We start from the raw sequence: 18,554 nt of genomic DNA on the forward strand, positions 1-18,554 counted from the left end.
ACCTTTTAAACCAGGCCGAACAGCGTCAACAGCAGGTCGATAACCTTGATACCGATGAAAGGCACCACCAGCCCGCCCAGGCCGTAAATCCACAGGTTGCGGCGCAGCATGGCGGCGGCCGTGAGCGGCTTATAGCTCACGCCTTTCAGCGCCAGCGGGATCAGGAAGACAATAATCAGGGCGTTAAAGATCACTGCGCTCAGAATGGCCGATGCCGGAGAGTGCAGGTGCATCACGTTCAACGCGTTTAATTGCGGGTAGGTCGCAGCAAACGCCGCCGGAATGATGGCGAAATATTTCGCCACGTCGTTGGCAATACTGAACGTGGTCAGCGACCCGCGCGTCATCAGCATCTGCTTGCCAATGTGCACCACTTCAATCAGCTTGGTCGGGTTTGAGTCGAGGTCGACCATGTTGCCCGCCTCTTTTGCCGCCTGGGTACCGGAGTTCATTGCCACCGCCACGTCGGCCTGCGCCAGGGCAGGGGCGTCGTTGGTGCCGTCGCCCGTCATCGCCACCAGACGGCCTTCCGCCTGATACTGACGAATCAGCGCCAGTTTTGCTTCCGGTGTGGCTTCAGAAAGAAAATCATCCACGCCCGCTTCGGCGGCAATCGCCGCGGCGGTAAGACGGTTATCCCCGGTGATCATCACCGTTTTGATCCCCATTTTACGCAGCTGGGCAAAGCGCTCCTTGATGCCGCCTTTGACGATATCCTTCAGGGCAATTACCCCCAGCACGTGTGCCCCTTCGGCCACCACCAGCGGCGTCGCCCCCTGACGGGCCACGCTTTCGACCAGGGTGTCCACTTCCGGCGGGAAGTGGCCGTTGTTAGCCTCAATGTGGCGACGGATGGCGTCAACAGAGCCTTTACGGATCATGCGATCCTGAATGTTAATGCCGCTCATGCGGGTTTGCGCCGTGAAGGGCACGAAAGTGGCGTGCAGGCTCTGAACGTCGCGCTGGCGCAGGTTAAAGCGCTGCTTGGCGAGGATCACGATACTGCGTCCTTCCGGGGTTTCATCGGCAAGCGAAGAGAGCTGTGCGGCATCTGCCAGCGTTTTTTCATCCACGCCCGGGGCGGGCAGGAAATCTGACGCCTGGCGGTTACCGAGGGTAATGGTCCCGGTTTTATCCAGCAGTAAGACGTCCACGTCACCGGCGGCTTCCACCGCACGCCCGCTGGTGGCGATGACGTTGGCACCGAGCATACGGCTCATGCCGGCTACGCCGATGGCTGACAGCAGGCCACCAATGGTGGTCGGGATCAGGCAGACCAGCAGCGCCACCAGCACCGTGATAGTGACCGCGGTGCCGCCATAGGCGGAGAACGGCCACAGCGTCGCGGTTGCCAGCAGGAAGACGATGGTCAGGGCCACCAGCAGGATGGTCAGGGCAATTTCGTTCGGGGTTTTACGACGCTGCGCGCCTTCCACCATGGCGATCATCCGGTCGAGGAAGGTTTCCCCCGGGTTAACGCTACACTGGATCACCAGCCAGTCGGAGAGAATGCGCGTCCCGCCCGTCACGGAGGCGAAATCGCCGCCGGATTCACGGATAACCGGCGCGGACTCCCCGGTAATGGCGCTTTCATCCACCGAGGCGCCCCCTTCGATGACTTCACCGTCGCAAGGGATAATGTCACCGGCTTCCACCAGCACCACATCGCCTTTACGCAGTTCATCCGCCGGAACGTGGTCCATCTGCGCGCCGTATTTCGGTTCACGCAGCTTGCGCGCGAAGGCGGTTTTCTTCACCCCTTTCAGGCTGTTGGCCTGGGCTTTACTCCGGCCTTCCGCCAGCGCTTCCGCAAAGTTGGCGAACAGCACGGTAAACCACAGCCACAGGCTGATGGCGCCGGTAAACGTTGCATTTCCCGGCATGTGGCCCGTTCCCATGGCAATCGCCAGGGCGGTGGTCAGGACGCTTCCCGCCCAGACAATAAACATCACCGGGTTGTGCCACTGCACGCGCGGGCTCAGCTTTTTCACCGCATCCATGAGCGCCTGGCGAACTAATGACGGTTCGAACAGGGCCAGTTGTTTACGACTCATGACAATTTCTCCGCAAAATCAGCGTAAAGAGAGGTATTCCGCGACCGGGCCTAACGCGAGGGCGGGGATAAAGGTCAGGGCGCCGACCAGTAACACGGTACCCGTCAGCAGGCCGATAAACAGCGCGCCGTGGGTTGGTAATGTCCCGGTGGTGGTCGGCTGGATTTTTTTATTCACCAGCGATCCGGCAATCGCCAACACCGGCACAATGATCCCAAAGCGACCCACAAACATGCAGAACGCCAGCAGGCAGTTCCAGAACGGTGAGTTGGCGCTTAAGCCCGCAAACGCGCTGCCGTTGTTGTTGGCGGCAGAGGAGACGGCATACAGCACTTCGCTAAAACCGTGAATGCCCGGGTTAAAGATGCCGCTGCGTCCGGCCTCGGTCATCAGCGCCAGCGCGGTGCCGAGCAGCACAAGTGCAGGGGTGACCAGAATCGCCAGCGCGGTTAATTTCATCTCGCGAACGTCGATTTTTTTACCGAGGTATTCCGGGGTGCGGCCAATCATCAAACCGGCAATAAACACCGCCAGCAGTACGAACAGCAGCATGCCGTACAGACCCGAGCCCACGCCGCCAAAGACGACTTCGCCAATCTGCATCAGCCACATCGGGATCATGCCACCCAGCGCCGTAAAGGAATCATGCATGGCGTTGACAGCCCCGCACGAGGCCGCCGTGGTGACCACCGCATACAGGCTGCTGGCGAGAATGCCAAAGCGGCTCTCTTTACCTTCCATATTGATATTGCTGTTGGCCCCAAGCTGCATGAAATGGCCGTTGCCGCTCCATTCAGCCCACATAACCAGCGCCACGCAGACCACAAAGATCAGCGACATGGTCCAGAGCAGGGTGCGGCCCTGACGGCGATCGTTAACCACGTCACCAAAGGCGAAGCAGAGCGCGGCGGGGATCAGGAAAATCGCCAGCATCTGCACAAAATTGGTCAATGCGGTAGGGTTTTCAAACGGATGCGACGAGTTGGCGTTGAAGAAGCCACCTCCGTTCGTCCCGAGCATTTTGATGGCTTCCTGTGACGCTACTGGCCCCATCGGCAGGAGCTGTTTTGCACCTTCCAGCGAGGTATAGGGCGCGTAAGGCATCAGGTTTTGCAGGGTGCCCTGCTGGATGAAGAACAGCGCGATCAGCAGCGCAATTGGCAGCAGGATCCACAGCGTAATGCGGGTCAGATCCACCCACGCGTTACCCAGGGTATTGATTTTCTGACGCGCAAACGCACGCGTCAGCGCGAAGATCACGGCGATACCGCTGGCGGCCGAGAGGAAGTTTTGCACGGTTAACCCGATCATCTGGCTGAAATAGCTCAGCGTGGTTTCACCGGCGTAGGACTGCCAGTTGGTGTTAGTGACAAAGCTCACCGCTGTGTTCAGCGCAAGATGCCAGGACAGGCCCGGTAACTGTTGCGGATTCAGCGGCAGGATGCCCTGCAGCATCAGCATGGCAAAAAGCGCAATGAGCCCAACGATATTCAGCAGCAAAATGGCGATCAGATACTGACGCCAGTTCATCTCCCGATCGTCTATTCCCAGTACGCGCCAGATCCCTTTTTCAACGCTTCCCGTGCCGGGCAAAGGAACGTTGTTGATCAATCGTGCCAGTCCCGATCCCAGTGGCCTTGCCAGAATGAACAGTACCACTAAGAAGCTGGCAATAAGCAGAAACGCCTGAGCAGCCATCAGAAGGCCTCCGCATTTATCAGGGCATAGACCAGATAACCCAATAACAGGAACACCAGCACGATGCCGGCAATAAGACCTGCACTCACAATCCACCTCCAGGTGACTTTCGTTGTTGTACTAACGGTAGGATTTCCGGCGCAAAGATTTCGCAAAAATGGGGAGGGCGGGTGTAAAAAAAGTATAAAAATGGCAAAGCCCACAATTTAACTATTGATAAGTAAACTGTTAACTTTTTTGTAACTTAATTACGGCGTGAATGTAAATATTCACTAAATGGGCAAAAATAAGTGGTCGGATGAGTAGTAAAATTACAAACAAAGCGATATTATTTTAGCCAGGTCACAGATTTTGAATTTTCCGGATGACGTTTCCGGCCAACTATAGGGGAGAAAATATGGATCTTTATAAAGAGTATCCGGCTCATATCGTGTTCTTGCGCCGCGCTTTCGCCGTAGTGGCTGGCGTGCTGGCTCTGCCGGTGATGCTGTTCTGGAAAGATCGTGCACGTTTTTACAGCTATCTGCACCGCGTCTGGGCGAAAACCAGCGAGAAGCCGGTGTGGATGGATCAGGCCGAGAAAGCGACCTGCGATTTCTACTGATACTAAGACTACACATAGCAATAAAAAAAACCGCCACATTACTGTTGGCGGTTTTTTTTGTCCCTCGGGATTCGCGGTCCGTTGGGTGATCTTGCAGCCCCTACCCGGGGTTTTAATCATACCTTCCTGTAAGCAGATGGCAATCCCTCGAAGCCTTTATAAATTCCTAATTTTATTCGAGTATCTTACCTTCGCAGCGGATGTTAATTATGATGCTGCGTCCCTTTCCGCCATCTCGCAAATGGGCATCGGTCCTGGGAAAGGTGTACTTACAGCCGTAAAGCAGCCCGCCTACCCGGGCTTGTGTCCACCGACTTATCACCGGTGGTGAACGGTGGAGCGGTTAGCAGCAAGGACCGCATAATGAAACGCTATTTTTGCATCGCGTTCATTGTCGCCAGCGTACTCGTTGTAAAGAGCGATGAACCTAATGGGTTTGTCGCGTTAACCACGATAGCGCAGGACAAGTAGCGCTAAGGCCGCCTCGGGCGGCCTTTTTTATTTCATCCCGTCTACACTTCATGGCAAAGTAGTTCAATGCATGCTTTTTCCTTTTACGGCATGCCCTTACGGACATAATGGATAATTGCCTGGAGTTTTATGCCCACCCATCTGGTTTGGTTTCGCGCGGACCTGCGCGTACATGACAACATCGCCCTTGCGGCAGCCTGCCGCGCCAAAGACGCTAACGTACTGGCCCTGTTTATGGCCACGCCCGAGCAGTGGCGGCAGCACGATATGGCCCCCCGGCAGGCGGCTTTGCTCCGGGCGTATCTGAACGATCTGCAGCACTCGCTTGCCGGGAAAGGCATACCGCTTCTCTATAAAGAAGTGGGTGATTTTGCCGCACAGCTTCAGACGGTGCAGGAGACATGTAAGCAGCACAACGTCACGCATCTTTTTTACAACTATCAGTACGAATTCAACGAACAGCAGCGCGACCGCCAGCTGGAGAAGATGCTGGAAGGGGTGGTCTGTCAAGGGTTTGATGACAGCGTGATGCTGGCGCCGGGCAGCGTGGTGACCGGCAACCACGAGATGTATAAAGTTTTTACGCCGTTTAAAAATGCCTTTATCAAACGTCTGAAAGAGGCGCTGCCGGAGTGCGTTGCCGCGCCTGCCGTACGAGGCGAAGCCATAAAGGTTCTGCCTGAGCTGACGTTTGATTACCCTCAGCAGCCGTTTGATAAAACGCTGTTCCCCGCCGATGAGAAATCGGCCATCGCCCAACTGCGCCAGTTCTGCAAGCAGGACGCGGGATATTACGACGCGCGTCGGGATTTTCCCGCCATCGAGGGCACCAGCCGCCTGTCGGCCTGTCTGGCGCTGGGCGCGATCTCACCGCGCCAGTGTTTGCATCGCCTGCTGGCGGAGCAGCCGCAGGCGCTGGAGGGGGGCGCAGGGTCTGTCTGGCTGAATGAACTTATCTGGCGCGAGTTTTATCGTCATCTGATGACCTTTCATCCAGGTTTATGTAAGCATCGGCCCTTCATTGGCTGGACCGATAATGTAAAGTGGCAATCGAATGATAAGCAGCTTAAAGCCTGGCAAAGCGGGCAGACGGGTTACCCGATAGTCGATGCCGCCATGCGTCAGCTTAACGAGACGGGGTGGATGCACAACCGCCTGCGGATGATTACCGCCAGCTTTCTGGTGAAGGATCTGCTTATCGACTGGCGTATCGGAGAGCGCTATTTTATCTCTCAGCTGATCGATGGCGATCTCGCGGCGAATAACGGCGGCTGGCAGTGGGCAGCCTCTACCGGCACCGATGCCGCGCCCTATTTCCGGATTTTCAATCCGACCACGCAGGGGCAAAAATTTGATGCGGACGGCGAGTTTATCCGCCGCTGGGTTCCTGAACTTAACGGTATACCTGCTAAAGCGATCCACGAACCGTGGGCATGGGCGGATAAACAGCGTGTAAAGCTGGATTACCCTCGTCAGATTGTCGACCATAAACAGGCGCGTGTCGCCACGCTGGCGGCGTACGAAGCTGCCCGCAAAGCATAAGAGAGTGATGATGAAAAACAGCGAACTGGAAAGCCTGATTAACGAAAAACTGAACAGTACCTCCTTCAGCGATTACGGCCCGAACGGGCTCCAGGTTGAAGGTCGTGAGACGGTGCAAAAAATTATCACCGGCGTGACGGCAAGCCAGGCGCTGCTGGACGAGGCCGTTCGTCAGAACGCCGACGCGGTGATTGTTCATCACGGTTACTTCTGGAAAAACGAATCGCCGATTATTCGCGGGATGAAGCGCAATCGTTTGAAAACGCTGCTGGCTAATGACATCAACCTGTACGGCTATCATCTGCCGCTGGATGCGCACCCGGAGCTCGGCAACAACGTCCAGCTGGCGCAGCTACTGGGGATTACCGTGATGGGTGAAATTGAACCGCTGGTGCCGTGGGGCGAGCTGGCGATGCCGGTTCCGGGGCTGGAGCTGGCCTCGTGGATTGAAGCGCGCCTGGGCCGTCGTCCGCTGTGGAGCGGTGATACCGGTCCGGATACGGTGAAGCGTGTCGCATGGTGTACCGGCGGTGGTCAGGGTTTTATCGACAGCGCGGCGCGTTTTGGCGTCGATGCTTTTATCACCGGCGAAGTTTCCGAGCAGACCATTCATTCGGCGCGTGAACAGGGGCTGCATTTTTACGCGGCTGGCCATCATGCCACCGAGCGCGGCGGCATTCGCGCCCTCAGCGAGTGGCTGACGGAAAATACCGATCTGGATGTGACCTTTATTGATATCCCTAACCCAGCCTGACGAGAGGTAGTTAAGTGCAGCGAGCGCGTTGTTATCTTCTGGGTGAAACCGCCGTGGTTCTGGAGCTTGAACCACCGGTGACGCTTGCCACGCAAAAGCGTATCTGGCGGCTGACCCAGCGTCTGGCCGAACTACCGGAGGTGGTTGAAGCCATTCCGGGGATGAATAACATCACCGTGGTGCTGCGTAGCCCGCATACCCTGGCGCTGGATGCCATTGAGCGTTTGCAGCGCTGGTGGGAAGAGAGCGAGGCGCTGGAGCCGGAATCGCGCGCCATTGAGATCCCGGTCGTTTATGGCGGTACGGGTGGGCCGGATCTTGGCGTGGTGGCAGACCACTGCGGATTAACCGAAAAGCAGGTTGTTGAGCTGCACAGCTCGGTTGACTACGTGGTCTGGTTCCTGGGATTTCAGCCCGGGTTCCCGTATCTGGGCGGATTATCTCCCCGGCTGCATACGCCACGCCGTGCCGAGCCGCGCCTGAGCGTGCCGGCGGGAACGGTGGCTATCGGCGGCGAGCAGACCGGCGTTTATCCGCTGACATCGCCTGGCGGCTGGCAGCTTATTGGGCATACCGCTACACCGTTATTTGAACCCGGGCTGGAGACGCCAATACTCCTGCGTCCCGGCGATACCCTTCGCTTTATCCCGCAGAAGGAGGGGGTATGTTAACGCTTATTCGCGCCGGGCTTTACACCTCCGTACAGGATGCCGGGCGCTTTGGTCTTCGCCAGTCGGGCGTGAGCTACTGCGGTGCGCTTGACCGTCCTTCGCTGGAGATTGCCAACCTGCTTGTGGGCAACCCAGGCAGCACGGCGGCGCTAGAAATTACGCTGGGTCAGTGTGTGATTGAGTTTGGTCAGGAGACCTGGTTTGCCTTAACCGGCGCAGGGTGTGATGCGACGCTGGATGGCAAAGCGGTGTGGACCGGCTGGCGGCTGCGGGCGAAAGCCGGGCAGCGCCTGACGCTCAAACGTCCGCTGCACGGCGTGCGTAGCTATCTCGCGGTGGCTGGCGGCATCGACGTGCCGGAGGTATTGGGTTCATCCAGTACCGATCAAAAAGCCGGGATCGGCGGTCACGAAGGGCGTTTGTTGCGCGACGGCGATCGGCTGGCAATCAAAGCCTCCGCGCGCCATTTCTCGACCACGCAGGGCGTAAAACAGCTGCTGTGGGGAAACCAGATCCGTGCCTTACCGGGGCCGGAATATCATGAGTTTGACGAGGCTTCTAAAGAGTCCTTCTGGCGCGCGCCGTGGAAGATCAGCCCGCAGAGTAACCGCATGGGCTACCGCCTGCAGGGTCAGCCGCTGACCCGCACGACGGACCGGGAACTGCTCTCCCACGGTTTATTGCCTGGGGTTATTCAGGTGCCGGGGAACGGTCAGCCCATCGTGTTAATGAACGACGCGCAAACTACCGGCGGTTACCCGCGCATTGCCTGCATTATTGAAGCGGATCGCTACCATCTGGCGCAAATTCCTCTCGGCCAGCCGATTCACTTCGTGCAGTGTTCGCTGGAGGAGGCGCTGAAAGCGCGGCAGGATCAGCAGCGTTATCTCGAACAGCTGGCGTGGAGGCTTGATGGTAAAGATTGATTTGAACGCCGATCTGGGGGAGGGAAGCAGCGCTGATGCGGAACTGATGACCCTGGTCACCTCGGTCAATATCGCCTGCGGCTTTCACGCGGGCGATGCGCAAACCATGCTGGAGAGCGTGCGTAATGCCATTAAAAACGGCGTCGCGATTGGGGCTCACCCCAGCTTTCCCGATCGGGAAAACTTTGGCCGTACGGCGATGGATCTGCCCCCTGCGACGGTCTATGCGCAGGTGCTCTACCAGATCGGCGCGCTGGAGGCGATGGTGCGCGCCCAGAACGGCGTGATGCGCCACGTGAAGCCGCACGGCATGCTTTACAACCAGGCGGCGAAAGATGCGGATCTGGCGGATGCCATTGCCCGCGCGGTGCGGGACTGTAGCCCGCGGCTGATCCTTGTGGGTCTGGCGGGAAGCGAACTGATTCGCGCCGGACAACGGCTGGGGCTGACCACGCGTCAGGAAGTGTTTGCCGATCGTGGATACCAGCCGGACGGCAGCCTGGTGCCGCGGACGCAGGCCGGGGCGCTGATTACCGATGAAGGCAAAGCGCTGGCGCAGACGCTGGAGATGGTGCGCGCCGGGCGGGTGATCGCCGTGGATGGAACACCGGCAAATGTTCAGGCCGATACGGTATGTTTACACGGCGACGGCGAGCATGCGCTCCAGTTCGCACGCCGCTTGCGGGCAGCGTTTTCTGAAGAGGGTATCCTCGTCAGCGCCGAATAATGACGATAAGGACACAAAAATGCCTGAAGGTCCGGAGATCCGCCGCGCGGCGGATAGCCTGGAGGCGGCGATAAAGGGCAAACCCCTGACGGATGTCTGGTTTGCTTTTCCTCAACTGAAACCGTTTGAATCACAGCTGGTGGGCCAGACGGTGACCCATATTGAAACGCGCGGCAAGGCCTTGCTCACGCACTTTTCCCATAACCTGACGTTATATAGCCATAACCAGCTTTACGGCGTCTGGCGCGTGGTGGAGGCGGACGAGCAGCCGCAAACCACCCGCGTGCTGCGCGTCAGGCTGCAAACGGCGGATAAGGCGATCCTGCTCTATAGCGCGTCGGAGATCGAAATGTTAACGCCGGAGCAGCTGCTGACGCACCCGTTTCTGCAGCGGGTCGGGCCGGACGTGCTGGACATGCGCCTGACGGCAAGCGACGTGAAGGCCCGGCTGTTATCACCTAAATTCCGTAACCGACAGTTTTCCGGTCTGTTCTTCGACCAGGCCTTTCTGGCCGGGCTGGGTAACTACCTGCGGGTAGAGATCCTCTGGGAAGTCGGGCTGGCGCCGCAGCATAAAGCGTCTCAGCTGAGCGATGAACAGCTGGAGGCGTTATCCCACGCGCTGCTGGATATTCCGCGGCTGTCGTACAACACGCGCGGCGTGGCGGATGAGAACACGCATCACGGGGCGCTGTTCCGGTTCAAGGTGTTTCATCGGGCGGGGAAAAAGTGCGAGCGATGCGGCGGGATTATTGACAGGATTATGCTTTCTTCGAGACCCTTTTACTGGTGCCCGCACTGCCAGAAATAAAAGTAAAACGGTAACTCAGGGGTTACCGTTTTTAAGGTGTTCACCCTCTCCCTGTGGGAGAGGGCCGGAGTGAGGGCATCAGGCCGCACCCAACTCCTGTTAGCGCTTAATATCAGACTTAAAATCACGCTGCTCGTAGCCGGTGTACAGCTGACGAGGACGGGCGATTTTCATGCCTTCGCTGTGCATTTCGTTCCAGTGCGCAATCCAGCCTACGGTACGGGCCATGGCGAAGATCACGGTGAACATGGAAGACGGAATGCCCATCGCTTTCAGAATAATGCCAGAGTAGAAATCGACGTTCGGGTAGAGTTTCTTCTCGATGAAGTACGGGTCGTTCAGCGCGATGTGTTCCAGCTCCATCGCCACTTCCAGCAGGTCATCTTTGGTACCCAGCTCTTTCAGCACTTCGTGGCAGGTCTCACGCATAACGGTAGCGCGCGGGTCGTAGTTTTTGTAAACACGGTGACCGAAGCCCATCAGGCGGAAGGAGTCATTCTTGTCTTTCGCACGACGCACGAACTCAGGAATGTGTTCAACGGTGCTGATCTCTTCCAGCATCTTCAGTGCCGCTTCGTTCGCGCCACCGTGCGCCGGTCCCCACAGGGAGGCGATGCCCGCAGCGATACAGGCGAACGGGTTCGCGCCTGAAGAGCCCGCGGTACGGACGGTAGAGGTAGAGGCGTTTTGTTCGTGGTCAGCGTGCAGGATCAGAATACGGTCCATCGCGCGTTCCAGCACCGGGTTCACTTCGTACTCTTCGCACGGCGTGGAGAACATCATGCGCAGGAAGTTACCCGCGTAGGAGAGGTCGTTGCGCGGATACACAAACGGCTGGCCGATGGAGTATTTGTAACACATCGCCGCCATGGTAGGCATTTTGGACAGCAGGCGGAACGCCGCGATATCGCGGTGACGCGGGTTATTCACGTCAAGGGAGTCGTGGTAGAACGCCGCCAGCGCACCAGTGATACCGCACATCACCGCCATCGGGTGAGAGTCACGACGGAACGCATGGAACAGACGGGTAATCTGCTCATGGATCATGGTGTGACGGGTCACGGTGGTTTTGAATTCATCGTACTGTGCCTGCGTCGGTTTTTCGCCGTTCAGCAGGATGTAGCACACTTCCAGATAGTTGGATTCGGTGGCTAACTGATCGATGGGGAAGCCGCGATGGAGCAGGATACCTTCGTCACCGTCAATGTAGGTGATTTTGGATTCGCAAGATGCGGTAGAGGTAAATCCAGGGTCAAAGGTGAATACACCTTTAGAGCCCAGCGTACGGATATCAATAACATCCTGACCGAGCGTGCCTTTTAGCACATCCAGTTCAATAGCAGTGTCACCATTTAGGGTGAGCGTTGCCTTTGTATCAGCCATTTACGGTCTCCTTAGCGCCTTATGCTTAAGACTGCGCTTTACCGGATTTGCTTTCAGCTGTTAATCACCGTTACCAGATTGTTATTTGGCTTACCGCTCAGCTCACGAGGACAAACCAGGGTACAGAGCTATGGCGCCTTGCAGGTAAACGAATGAAATATCAGTGAAACAACAGCAAATCAGCGTTTTTGCAGTCCGAATTATTCAAACCTGTATATCACTAATAACTGTCCTGATAACTTCGGTCAATACCATCACACTGTTACATAACTATTTGTCAGGTGAAAGAGAGACCTCATAACTTTTGCGCATTATATGCCTTTTCTGATGACGTTTGTAACAATATTGTTTAACATTTGTCAAATCAGATGATTAAAAATTAAAAAGATGTTGTTATCGTGACCCTGATCACTGTTCCAGAGAAAACCCGACAAACTGTATGTAGGTTAATTGTAATGATTTTGTGAACGGCCTATACTGCCGCCAGGTCTCCGGAACACCCTGCAATCCCGAGCCACCCAGCGTTGTAACGTGTCGTTTAAGCATCTGGAAGCAGTGTTTTGCATGACGCGCAGTTATAGAAAAGGAACGCTGCTTGACCCGCATCGCAGTCCGGAGGAAGGAAACAATAAGAACAGCATGTGGGCGTTATTCATGATAAGAAATGTGAAAAAACAAAGACCTGTCAATCTGGATCTCAAAACGATCCGGTTCCCTGTAACAGCAATAGCGTCCATTCTGCACCGTGTTTCTGGTGTGATTACGTTTGTGGCGGTCGGTATTTTGCTGTGGTTACTGGGCACCAGCCTCTCTTCCCCTGAAGGATTCCTCCAGGCCTCCGCCATCATGAACAGCTTCTTCGTGAAATTCATCATGTGGGGCATTCTGACCGCGCTGGCGTACCACGTCGTCGTGGGTGTTCGCCATATGCTGATGGACTTTGGCTACCTGGAAGAGACTTTCGAAGCCGGGAAACGCTCCGCTAACATTTCATTTGTGATTACTGTCGTGCTTTCACTTCTCGCAGGAGTTCTCGTATGGTAAGCAACGCCTCCGCATTAGGACGCAACGGCGTACATGACTTCATTCTGGTCCGTGCTACCGCCATCGTTCTCACTCTTTACATCATCTATATGATCGGTTTCTTCGCGACCAGCGGCACGCTGACGTGGGAAATCTGGAGTGGGTTCTTCGGATCCGCCTTCACCAAAGTGTTCACCCTGCTGGCTCTGTTCTCCATCCTTATTCATGCGTGGATTGGCATGTGGCAGGTGTTGACCGATTACGTTAAACCGCTGGCGATTCGCCTCCCACTGCAGCTGGCCATTGTTGTTGCACTGGTGGTTTACGTTATTTATGGATTCGTTGTGGTGTGGGGTGTGTAATGAAACTGCCAGTCAGAGAATTTGATGCTGTTGTAATTGGTGCCGGTGGCGCAGGTATGCGTGCCGCACTGCAAATTTCCCAGAGCGGCCAGACCTGTGCGCTGCTCTCTAAAGTTTTCCCGACCCGTTCCCACACTGTGTCTGCGCAGGGCGGTATCACCGTTGCGCTGGGCAACTCCCATGAAGATAACTGGGAATGGCACATGTACGACACGGTAAAAGGTTCCGACTACATCGGCGACCAGGATGCCATCGAATATATGTGTAAAACCGGCCCGGAAGCGATTCTGGAGCTGGACCACATGGGTCTGCCGTTCTCCCGTCTGGAAAATGGCACCATCTATCAGCGTCCGTTTGGCGGCCAGTCGAAAAACTTCGGCGGCGAGCAGGCGGCACGTACCGCGGCGGCGGCTGACCGTACCGGTCACGCACTGCTGCACACCCTGTATCAGCAGAACCTGAAAAACCACACCACCATCTTCTCCGAGTGGTACGCGCTGGATCTGGTGAAAAACGCCGATGGCGCAATCGTCGGCTGTACCGCGCTGTGCATCGAAACCGGTGAAGTGGTTTACTTCAAAGCCCGCGCTACCGTGCTGGCTACCGGCGGCGCAGGCCGTATCTATCAGTCCACCACCAACGCCCACATCAACACCGGTGACGGTGTCGGTATGGCTATCCGCGCGGGCGTGCCGGTGCAGGATATGGAGATGTGGCAGTTCCACCCAACCGGTATCGCCGGTGCGGGCGTGCTGGTAACAGAAGGCTGCCGCGGTGAAGGTGGTTACCTGCTGAACAAGCACGGCGAGCGCTTCATGGAGCGTTATGCCCCGAATGCGAAAGACCTGGCGGGTCGTGACGTGGTGGCGCGTTCCATCATGATCGAAATCCGTGAAGGCCGCGGCTGTGACGGCCCATGGGGTCCACACGCGAAGCTGAAGCTCGACCACCTGGGTAAAGAAGTTCTGGAGTCCCGTCTGCCGGGCATCCTGGAGCTGTCCCGCACCTTCGCACACGTCGACCCGGTGAAAGAGCCGATTCCGGTTATCCCAACCTGCCACTACATGATGGGCGGTATTCCGACCAAAGTGACTGGTCAGGCGCTGACCGTAAACGAGCAGGGCGAAGACGTGGTCATTCCTGGCCTGTTCGCGGTAGGCGAAATTGCCTGCGTATCCGTACACGGTGCAAACCGTCTGGGCGGCAACTCCCTGCTGGACCTGGTGGTGTTTGGTCGTGCAGTCGGTCTGCATCTGCAGGAATCCATTGCCGAGCAGGGCGCGCTGCGTGACGCAACCGACGACGAAATTGATGCTTCTCTTGAGCGCCTCAACCGCTGGAACGGTAACCGTAACGGCGAAGATCCGGTGGAAATCCGTAAAGCGCTGCAGGAATGCATGCAGCACAACTTCTCGGTATTCCGCGAAGGCGACGCGATGGCCAAAGGTCTTGAGCAGCTGAAAGCTATCCGCGAGCGTCTGAAAAATGCCCGTCTGGACGACACCTCCAGCGAATTCAACACCCAGCGCGTTGAGTGCCTGGAGCTGGATAACCTGATGGAAACCGCGTTCGCGACGGCGATGTCGGCAAACTTCCGTACCGAAAGCCGTGGCGCGCATAGCCGCTTCGATTTCCCGGATCGTGATGACGAAAACTGGCTGTGCCATTCCCTGTATCTGCCAGAGTCGGAATCCATGACGCGTCGTAGCGTCAACATGGAACCGAAACTGCGTCCGGCGTTCCCGCCGAAGATTCGTACTTACTAATGCGGAGACAGGATAATGAAACTCGAATTCTCAGTTTATCGTTATAACCCGGATGTTGATGACGCTCCGCGTATGCAGGACTACACCCTGGAAGCGGAAGAAGGTCGCGACATGATGCTGCTGGATGCCTTAATCCAGCTGAAAGAAAAAGATCCTACGCTGTCGTTCCGCCGCTCCTGCCGTGAAGGGGTTTGTGGCTCTGACGGTGTGAACATGAACGGCAAAAATGGCCTGGCCTGCATCACGCCAATTTCAGCGCTGCAGCGTCCTGGTCAGAAAATTGTTATCCGTCCTCTGCCAGGCCTGCCGGTCGTGCGTGATTTGGTGGTAGACATGGGGCAATTCTATGCACAATATGAGAAGATTAAGCCTTACTTATTGAATAATGGGCAAAATCCACCCGCTCGCGAGCACTTACAGTCTCCTGAGCAGCGTGAAAAACTCGATGGGTTGTACGAGTGTATTCTCTGCGCATGCTGTTCAACGTCCTGCCCATCGTTCTGGTGGAACCCGGACAAGTTTATCGGCCCGGCCGGTCTGCTGGCTGCCTATCGCTTCCTGATCGATAGCCGCGACACTGAAACTGACAGCCGTCTGGAAGGACTGAGTGATGCTTTCAGCGTATTCCGCTGCCATAGCATCATGAACTGCGTCAGTGTGTGTCCGAAGGGGCTGAACCCGACGCGCGCCATCGGCCATATTAAGTCGATGCTGCTGCAGCGCAGTGCGTAAGTAGTGAGAGGGGAGCGCTGTTCCCCTCACCCTAACCCTCTCCCCAAGGGAGAGGGGACAGTTTGCAGAAACCTTTAAAAACTGCCCTGAAGTCTAGACAGTTTCTAAAGGTTCCTTCGCGGGCCACAAAGAGCTCGCAGGTGAACCCCGGCACGTACACGTGGTGTGCGTGGTAGTTTCTACGGCGAAAGTAAGCATAAAAATGCTTAAGGGATCACGATGCAGAACGGCGCAATGAAAGCCTGGCTGGACTCTTCTTTCCTTTCTGGTGCGAACCAGAGCTGGATTGAACAGCTCTATGAAGACTTCTTAACCGATCCTGACTCAGTGGACGCAAACTGGCGTTCCATGTTCCAGCAGTTGCCTGGCACAGGGGTCAAACCGGATCAATTCCATTCCAAAACACGTGATTATTTCCGTCGTCTGGCGAAGGATGCCTCACGTTACTCTTCTGCGATTTCCGACCCTGACACTAATGCGAAGCAGGTTAAAGTCCTGCAGCTTATCAACGCTTATCGCTTCCGCGGTCACCAGCATGCGAATCTCGATCCGCTGGGACTGTGGCAGCAAGACCGTGTGGCCGATCTCGATCCGGCGTATCACGATCTGACCGAGGCCGATTTCCAGGAAAGCTTTAACGTAGGTTCCTTTGCCATCGGCAAAGACACGATGAAGCTGGGCGATCTGATTGACGCGCTCAAGCAAACCTACTGCGGCTCCATCGGCGCGGAATACATGCACATTACCTCTACCGAAGAGAAACGCTGGATCCAGCAGCGCATCGAATCCGTAGCGGGCCACGCGACCTTCTCGGCTGACGAGAAAAAACGCTTCCTGAACGAACTGACCGCAGCGGAAGGGCTTGAGCGCTATCTGGGCGCGAAATTCCCGGGCGCAAAACGCTTCTCGCTGGAAGGCGGCGACGCGCTGGTGCCGATGCTGAAAGAGCTGATTCGTCACGCAGGCAAGAGCGGCACCCGTGAAGTGGTACTGGGCATGGCGCACCGTGGTCGTCTGAACGTGCTGGTCAACGTGCTGGGTAAAAAACCGCAGGACCTGTTCGACGAATTCGCGGGCAAACATAAAGAACACCTTGGCACCGGCGACGTGAAGTACCACATGGGCTTCTCGTCGGATATCGAAACCGAAGGCGGTCTGGTTCACCTGGCGTTGGCGTTTAACCCGTCACACCTGGAAATCGTTAGCCCGGTGGTTATCGGTTCCGTGCGTGCGCGTCTGGATCGTCTGGACGAGCCGAGCAGCAATAAAGTTCTGCCAATTACCATCCACGGCGATGCGGCGGTAACAGGGCAGGGCGTGGTTCAGGAAACCCTGAACATGTCGAAAGCGCGTGGTTATGAAGTGGGCGGTACCGTTCGCATCGTGATCAACAACCAGGTGGGCTTCACCACCTCTAACCCGCTGGACGCGCGTTCTACCCCGTACTGCACCGACATCGGTAAGATGGTGCAGGCGCCAATCTTCCACGTTAACGCGGATGACCCGGAAGCCGTTGCTTTCGTTACCCGTCTGGCGCTGGACTTCCGTAATACCTTTAAACGCGATGTGTTCATTGACCTCTTCTGCTACCGCCGTCACGGCCACAACGAAGCGGACGAGCCAAGTGCAACCCAGCCGTTGATGTATCAGAAAATCAAAAAACACCCGACCCCGCGCAAAATCTATGCTGACAAGCTGGAGAGCGACAAAGTGACGACGCTGGAAGATGCGACCGAAATGGTCAACCTTTACCGCGACGCGCTGGATGCGGGTGAATGCGTGGTGAAAGAACTGCGCCCGATGAACATGCACTCCTTTACCTGGTCGCCGTACCTCAACCACGAGTGGGATGAGAGCTACCCGAACAAGGTTGAGATGAAGCGCCTGCAGGAGCTGGCTAAACGCATCAGCACCGTACCGGCCGCTATCGAGATGCAGTCTCGCGTGGCGAAAATTTACGCTGACCGTCAGTCCATGGCGGCAGGCGAGAAGCTGTTCGACTGGGGCGGCGCGGAAACGCTGGCTTACGCAACGCTGGTTGACGAAGGCATTCCTGTTCGTCTGTCCGGTGAAGATGCGGGCCGTGGGACCTTCTTCCACCGTCACGCGGTTGTTCACAACCAGTCCAACGGTTCAACCTACACCCCGCTGCAGCACGTGCACAACGGTCAGGGCCAGTTCAAGGTCTGGGACTCCGTGCTGTCTGAAGAAGCGGTTCTGGCCTTCGAATACGGTTATGCCACCGCTGAACCACGCACCCTGACCATCTGGGAAGCGCAGTTCGGTGACTTCGCCAACGGTGCGCAGGTGGTTATCGACCAGTTCATCTCCTCCGGCGAGCAGAAGTGGGGCCGTATGTGTGGCCTGGTAATGCTGCTGCCGCACGGTTATGAAGGTCAGGGTCCGGAGCACTCCTCCGCGCGTCTGGAACGTTATCTGCAGCTCTGCGCCGAGCAGAATATGCAGGTCTGCGTGCCGTCCACCCCGGCTCAGGTATACCACATGCTGCGTCGTCAGGCGCTGCGCGGTATGCGCCGTCCGCTGGTGGTGATGTCGCCGAAATCCCTGCTGCGTCACCCGCTGGCGGTGTCGAGCCTGGAAGAACTGGCGAACGGAACCTTCCTGCCAGCCATCGGTGAAATTGACGAGCTGGATCCGCAGGGCGTGAAGCGCGTGGTGATGTGTTCTGGTAAGGTTTATTACGACCTGCTGGAACAGCGCCGCAAGAACGATCAGAAAGATGTCGCCATCGTGCGTATCGAACAGCTTTATCCGTTCCCGCATCAGGCGATGCAGGAAGTGCTGAAACAATATGCTCACGTACATGATTTTGTCTGGTGCCAGGAAGAGCCGCTCAACCAGGGCGCATGGTACTGCAGCCAGCATCATTTCCGTGAAGTGATTCCATTTGGGTCAGCCCTGCGTTATGCAGGTCGCCCGGCCTCCGCCTCTCCGGCGGTAGGGTATATGTCCGTTCACCAGAAGCAGCAACAAGATCTGGTCAATGACGCGCTGAACGTCGATTAATTA

The 18,554-nt window shown here is 56.7% G+C and carries 16 protein-coding genes; 12 read left to right on the top strand and 4 right to left on the bottom strand.

Annotation, left to right across the window (positions count from 1 at the left end; genetic code table 11):
* Nucleotides 1–5: 5 nt before the first annotated feature.
* Genes kdpB through kdpF form a run of 3 tightly spaced genes read right to left on the bottom strand, consistent with a single transcriptional unit; the run spans nt 6 to nt 3,841 of the window.
* Nucleotides 6–2,054 carry a potassium-transporting ATPase subunit KdpB gene (kdpB, locus tag ACWKXN_RS00745; protein WP_048981055.1) on the bottom strand — a complete coding sequence of 683 codons (2,049 nt, stop codon included), beginning with the start codon at nt 2,052–2,054 and terminating at the stop codon, nt 6–8.
* Between the two features lie 18 nt (nt 2,055–2,072).
* Entirely contained in the window at nt 2,073–3,752 is a 1,680-nt protein-coding gene (gene kdpA / locus ACWKXN_RS00750) for a potassium-transporting ATPase subunit KdpA (protein WP_033144945.1), read from the bottom strand.
* Nucleotides 3,752–3,841 (bottom strand): K(+)-transporting ATPase subunit F, encoded by a 90-nt coding sequence (kdpF, locus tag ACWKXN_RS00755; RefSeq protein WP_014069365.1) that lies wholly within the window; start codon nt 3,839–3,841, stop codon nt 3,752–3,754. The genes kdpA and kdpF overlap by 1 nt, the downstream gene beginning before the upstream one ends.
* A gap of 308 nt (nt 3,842–4,149) precedes the next feature.
* Between kdpF and ACWKXN_RS00760 the strand changes: the two genes are divergently transcribed.
* The 7 genes from ACWKXN_RS00760 to nei all read left to right on the top strand — a co-directional run bounded on the left by ACWKXN_RS00760 (nt 4,150) and on the right by nei (nt 10,258).
* On the top strand, nt 4,150–4,356 hold the full coding sequence (locus ACWKXN_RS00760; protein WP_023310781.1) for a YbfA family protein: 207 nt from the start codon (nt 4,150–4,152) through the stop codon (nt 4,354–4,356).
* Between the two features lie 600 nt (nt 4,357–4,956).
* Entirely contained in the window at nt 4,957–6,369 is a 1,413-nt protein-coding gene (gene phrB / locus ACWKXN_RS00765; protein ID WP_454543181.1) for a deoxyribodipyrimidine photo-lyase, read from the top strand.
* Nucleotides 6,370–6,379: 10 nt separating this feature from the next.
* On the top strand, nt 6,380–7,123 hold the full coding sequence (locus ACWKXN_RS00770) for a type 2 GTP cyclohydrolase I (protein ID WP_023310783.1): 744 nt from the start codon (nt 6,380–6,382) through the stop codon (nt 7,121–7,123).
* A gap of 14 nt (nt 7,124–7,137) precedes the next feature.
* The gene (pxpB, locus tag ACWKXN_RS00775) at nt 7,138–7,794 is read left to right on the top strand and encodes a 5-oxoprolinase subunit PxpB (protein ID WP_045887708.1); all 657 of its coding nucleotides are present in this window, start codon (nt 7,138–7,140) and stop codon (nt 7,792–7,794) included.
* Nucleotides 7,788–8,720 carry a 5-oxoprolinase subunit PxpC gene (gene pxpC, locus ACWKXN_RS00780; protein WP_033144949.1) on the top strand — a complete coding sequence of 311 codons (933 nt, stop codon included), beginning with the start codon at nt 7,788–7,790 and terminating at the stop codon, nt 8,718–8,720. Before pxpB ends, pxpC begins: the two co-directional genes overlap by 7 nt.
* Nucleotides 8,707–9,447 carry a 5-oxoprolinase subunit PxpA gene (gene pxpA / locus ACWKXN_RS00785; protein ID WP_454543182.1) on the top strand — a complete coding sequence of 247 codons (741 nt, stop codon included), beginning with the start codon at nt 8,707–8,709 and terminating at the stop codon, nt 9,445–9,447. Before pxpC ends, pxpA begins: the two co-directional genes overlap by 14 nt.
* Before the next feature lie 19 nt (nt 9,448–9,466).
* Nucleotides 9,467–10,258: an endonuclease VIII gene (nei, locus tag ACWKXN_RS00790; RefSeq protein ID WP_454543183.1), complete on the top strand. Its 792-nt coding sequence runs from the start codon at nt 9,467–9,469 to the stop codon at nt 10,256–10,258.
* 99 nt (nt 10,259–10,357) lie between these two features.
* Here nei and ACWKXN_RS00795 read toward each other — a convergent pair whose 3' ends face one another.
* Nucleotides 10,358–11,641, bottom strand: a complete 1,284-nt coding sequence (locus tag ACWKXN_RS00795) for a citrate synthase (protein WP_023334930.1) — start codon at nt 11,639–11,641, stop codon at nt 10,358–10,360.
* Between the two features lie 639 nt (nt 11,642–12,280).
* Here ACWKXN_RS00795 and sdhC point away from each other — a divergent pair.
* The 5 genes from sdhC to sucA all read left to right on the top strand — a co-directional run bounded on the left by sdhC (nt 12,281) and on the right by sucA (nt 18,551).
* A complete protein-coding gene (gene sdhC / locus ACWKXN_RS00800) occupies nt 12,281–12,685 on the top strand; it encodes a succinate dehydrogenase cytochrome b556 subunit (RefSeq protein ID WP_020684965.1) in 405 nt (134 codons plus the stop codon).
* Nucleotides 12,679–13,026 carry a succinate dehydrogenase membrane anchor subunit gene (gene sdhD / locus ACWKXN_RS00805; protein ID WP_008501088.1) on the top strand — a complete coding sequence of 116 codons (348 nt, stop codon included), beginning with the start codon at nt 12,679–12,681 and terminating at the stop codon, nt 13,024–13,026. The genes sdhC and sdhD overlap by 7 nt, the downstream gene beginning before the upstream one ends.
* Nucleotides 13,026–14,792 carry a succinate dehydrogenase flavoprotein subunit gene (gene sdhA / locus ACWKXN_RS00810; protein WP_023310789.1) on the top strand — a complete coding sequence of 589 codons (1,767 nt, stop codon included), beginning with the start codon at nt 13,026–13,028 and terminating at the stop codon, nt 14,790–14,792. Before sdhD ends, sdhA begins: the two co-directional genes overlap by 1 nt.
* A 15-nt stretch (nt 14,793–14,807) precedes the next feature.
* Complete coding sequence (sdhB, locus tag ACWKXN_RS00815) at nt 14,808–15,524, top strand: succinate dehydrogenase iron-sulfur subunit SdhB (protein ID WP_008501090.1); 717 nt, start codon at nt 14,808–14,810, stop codon at nt 15,522–15,524.
* Nucleotides 15,525–15,743: 219 nt separating this feature from the next.
* Nucleotides 15,744–18,551, top strand: coding sequence for a 2-oxoglutarate dehydrogenase E1 component (gene sucA, locus ACWKXN_RS00820; protein WP_454543184.1), 2,808 nt, complete (start codon nt 15,744–15,746; stop codon nt 18,549–18,551).
* The last annotated feature ends 3 nt before the right edge of the window (nt 18,552–18,554 follow it).

This window comes from Enterobacter sp. UPMP2060 (assembly GCF_053709655.1).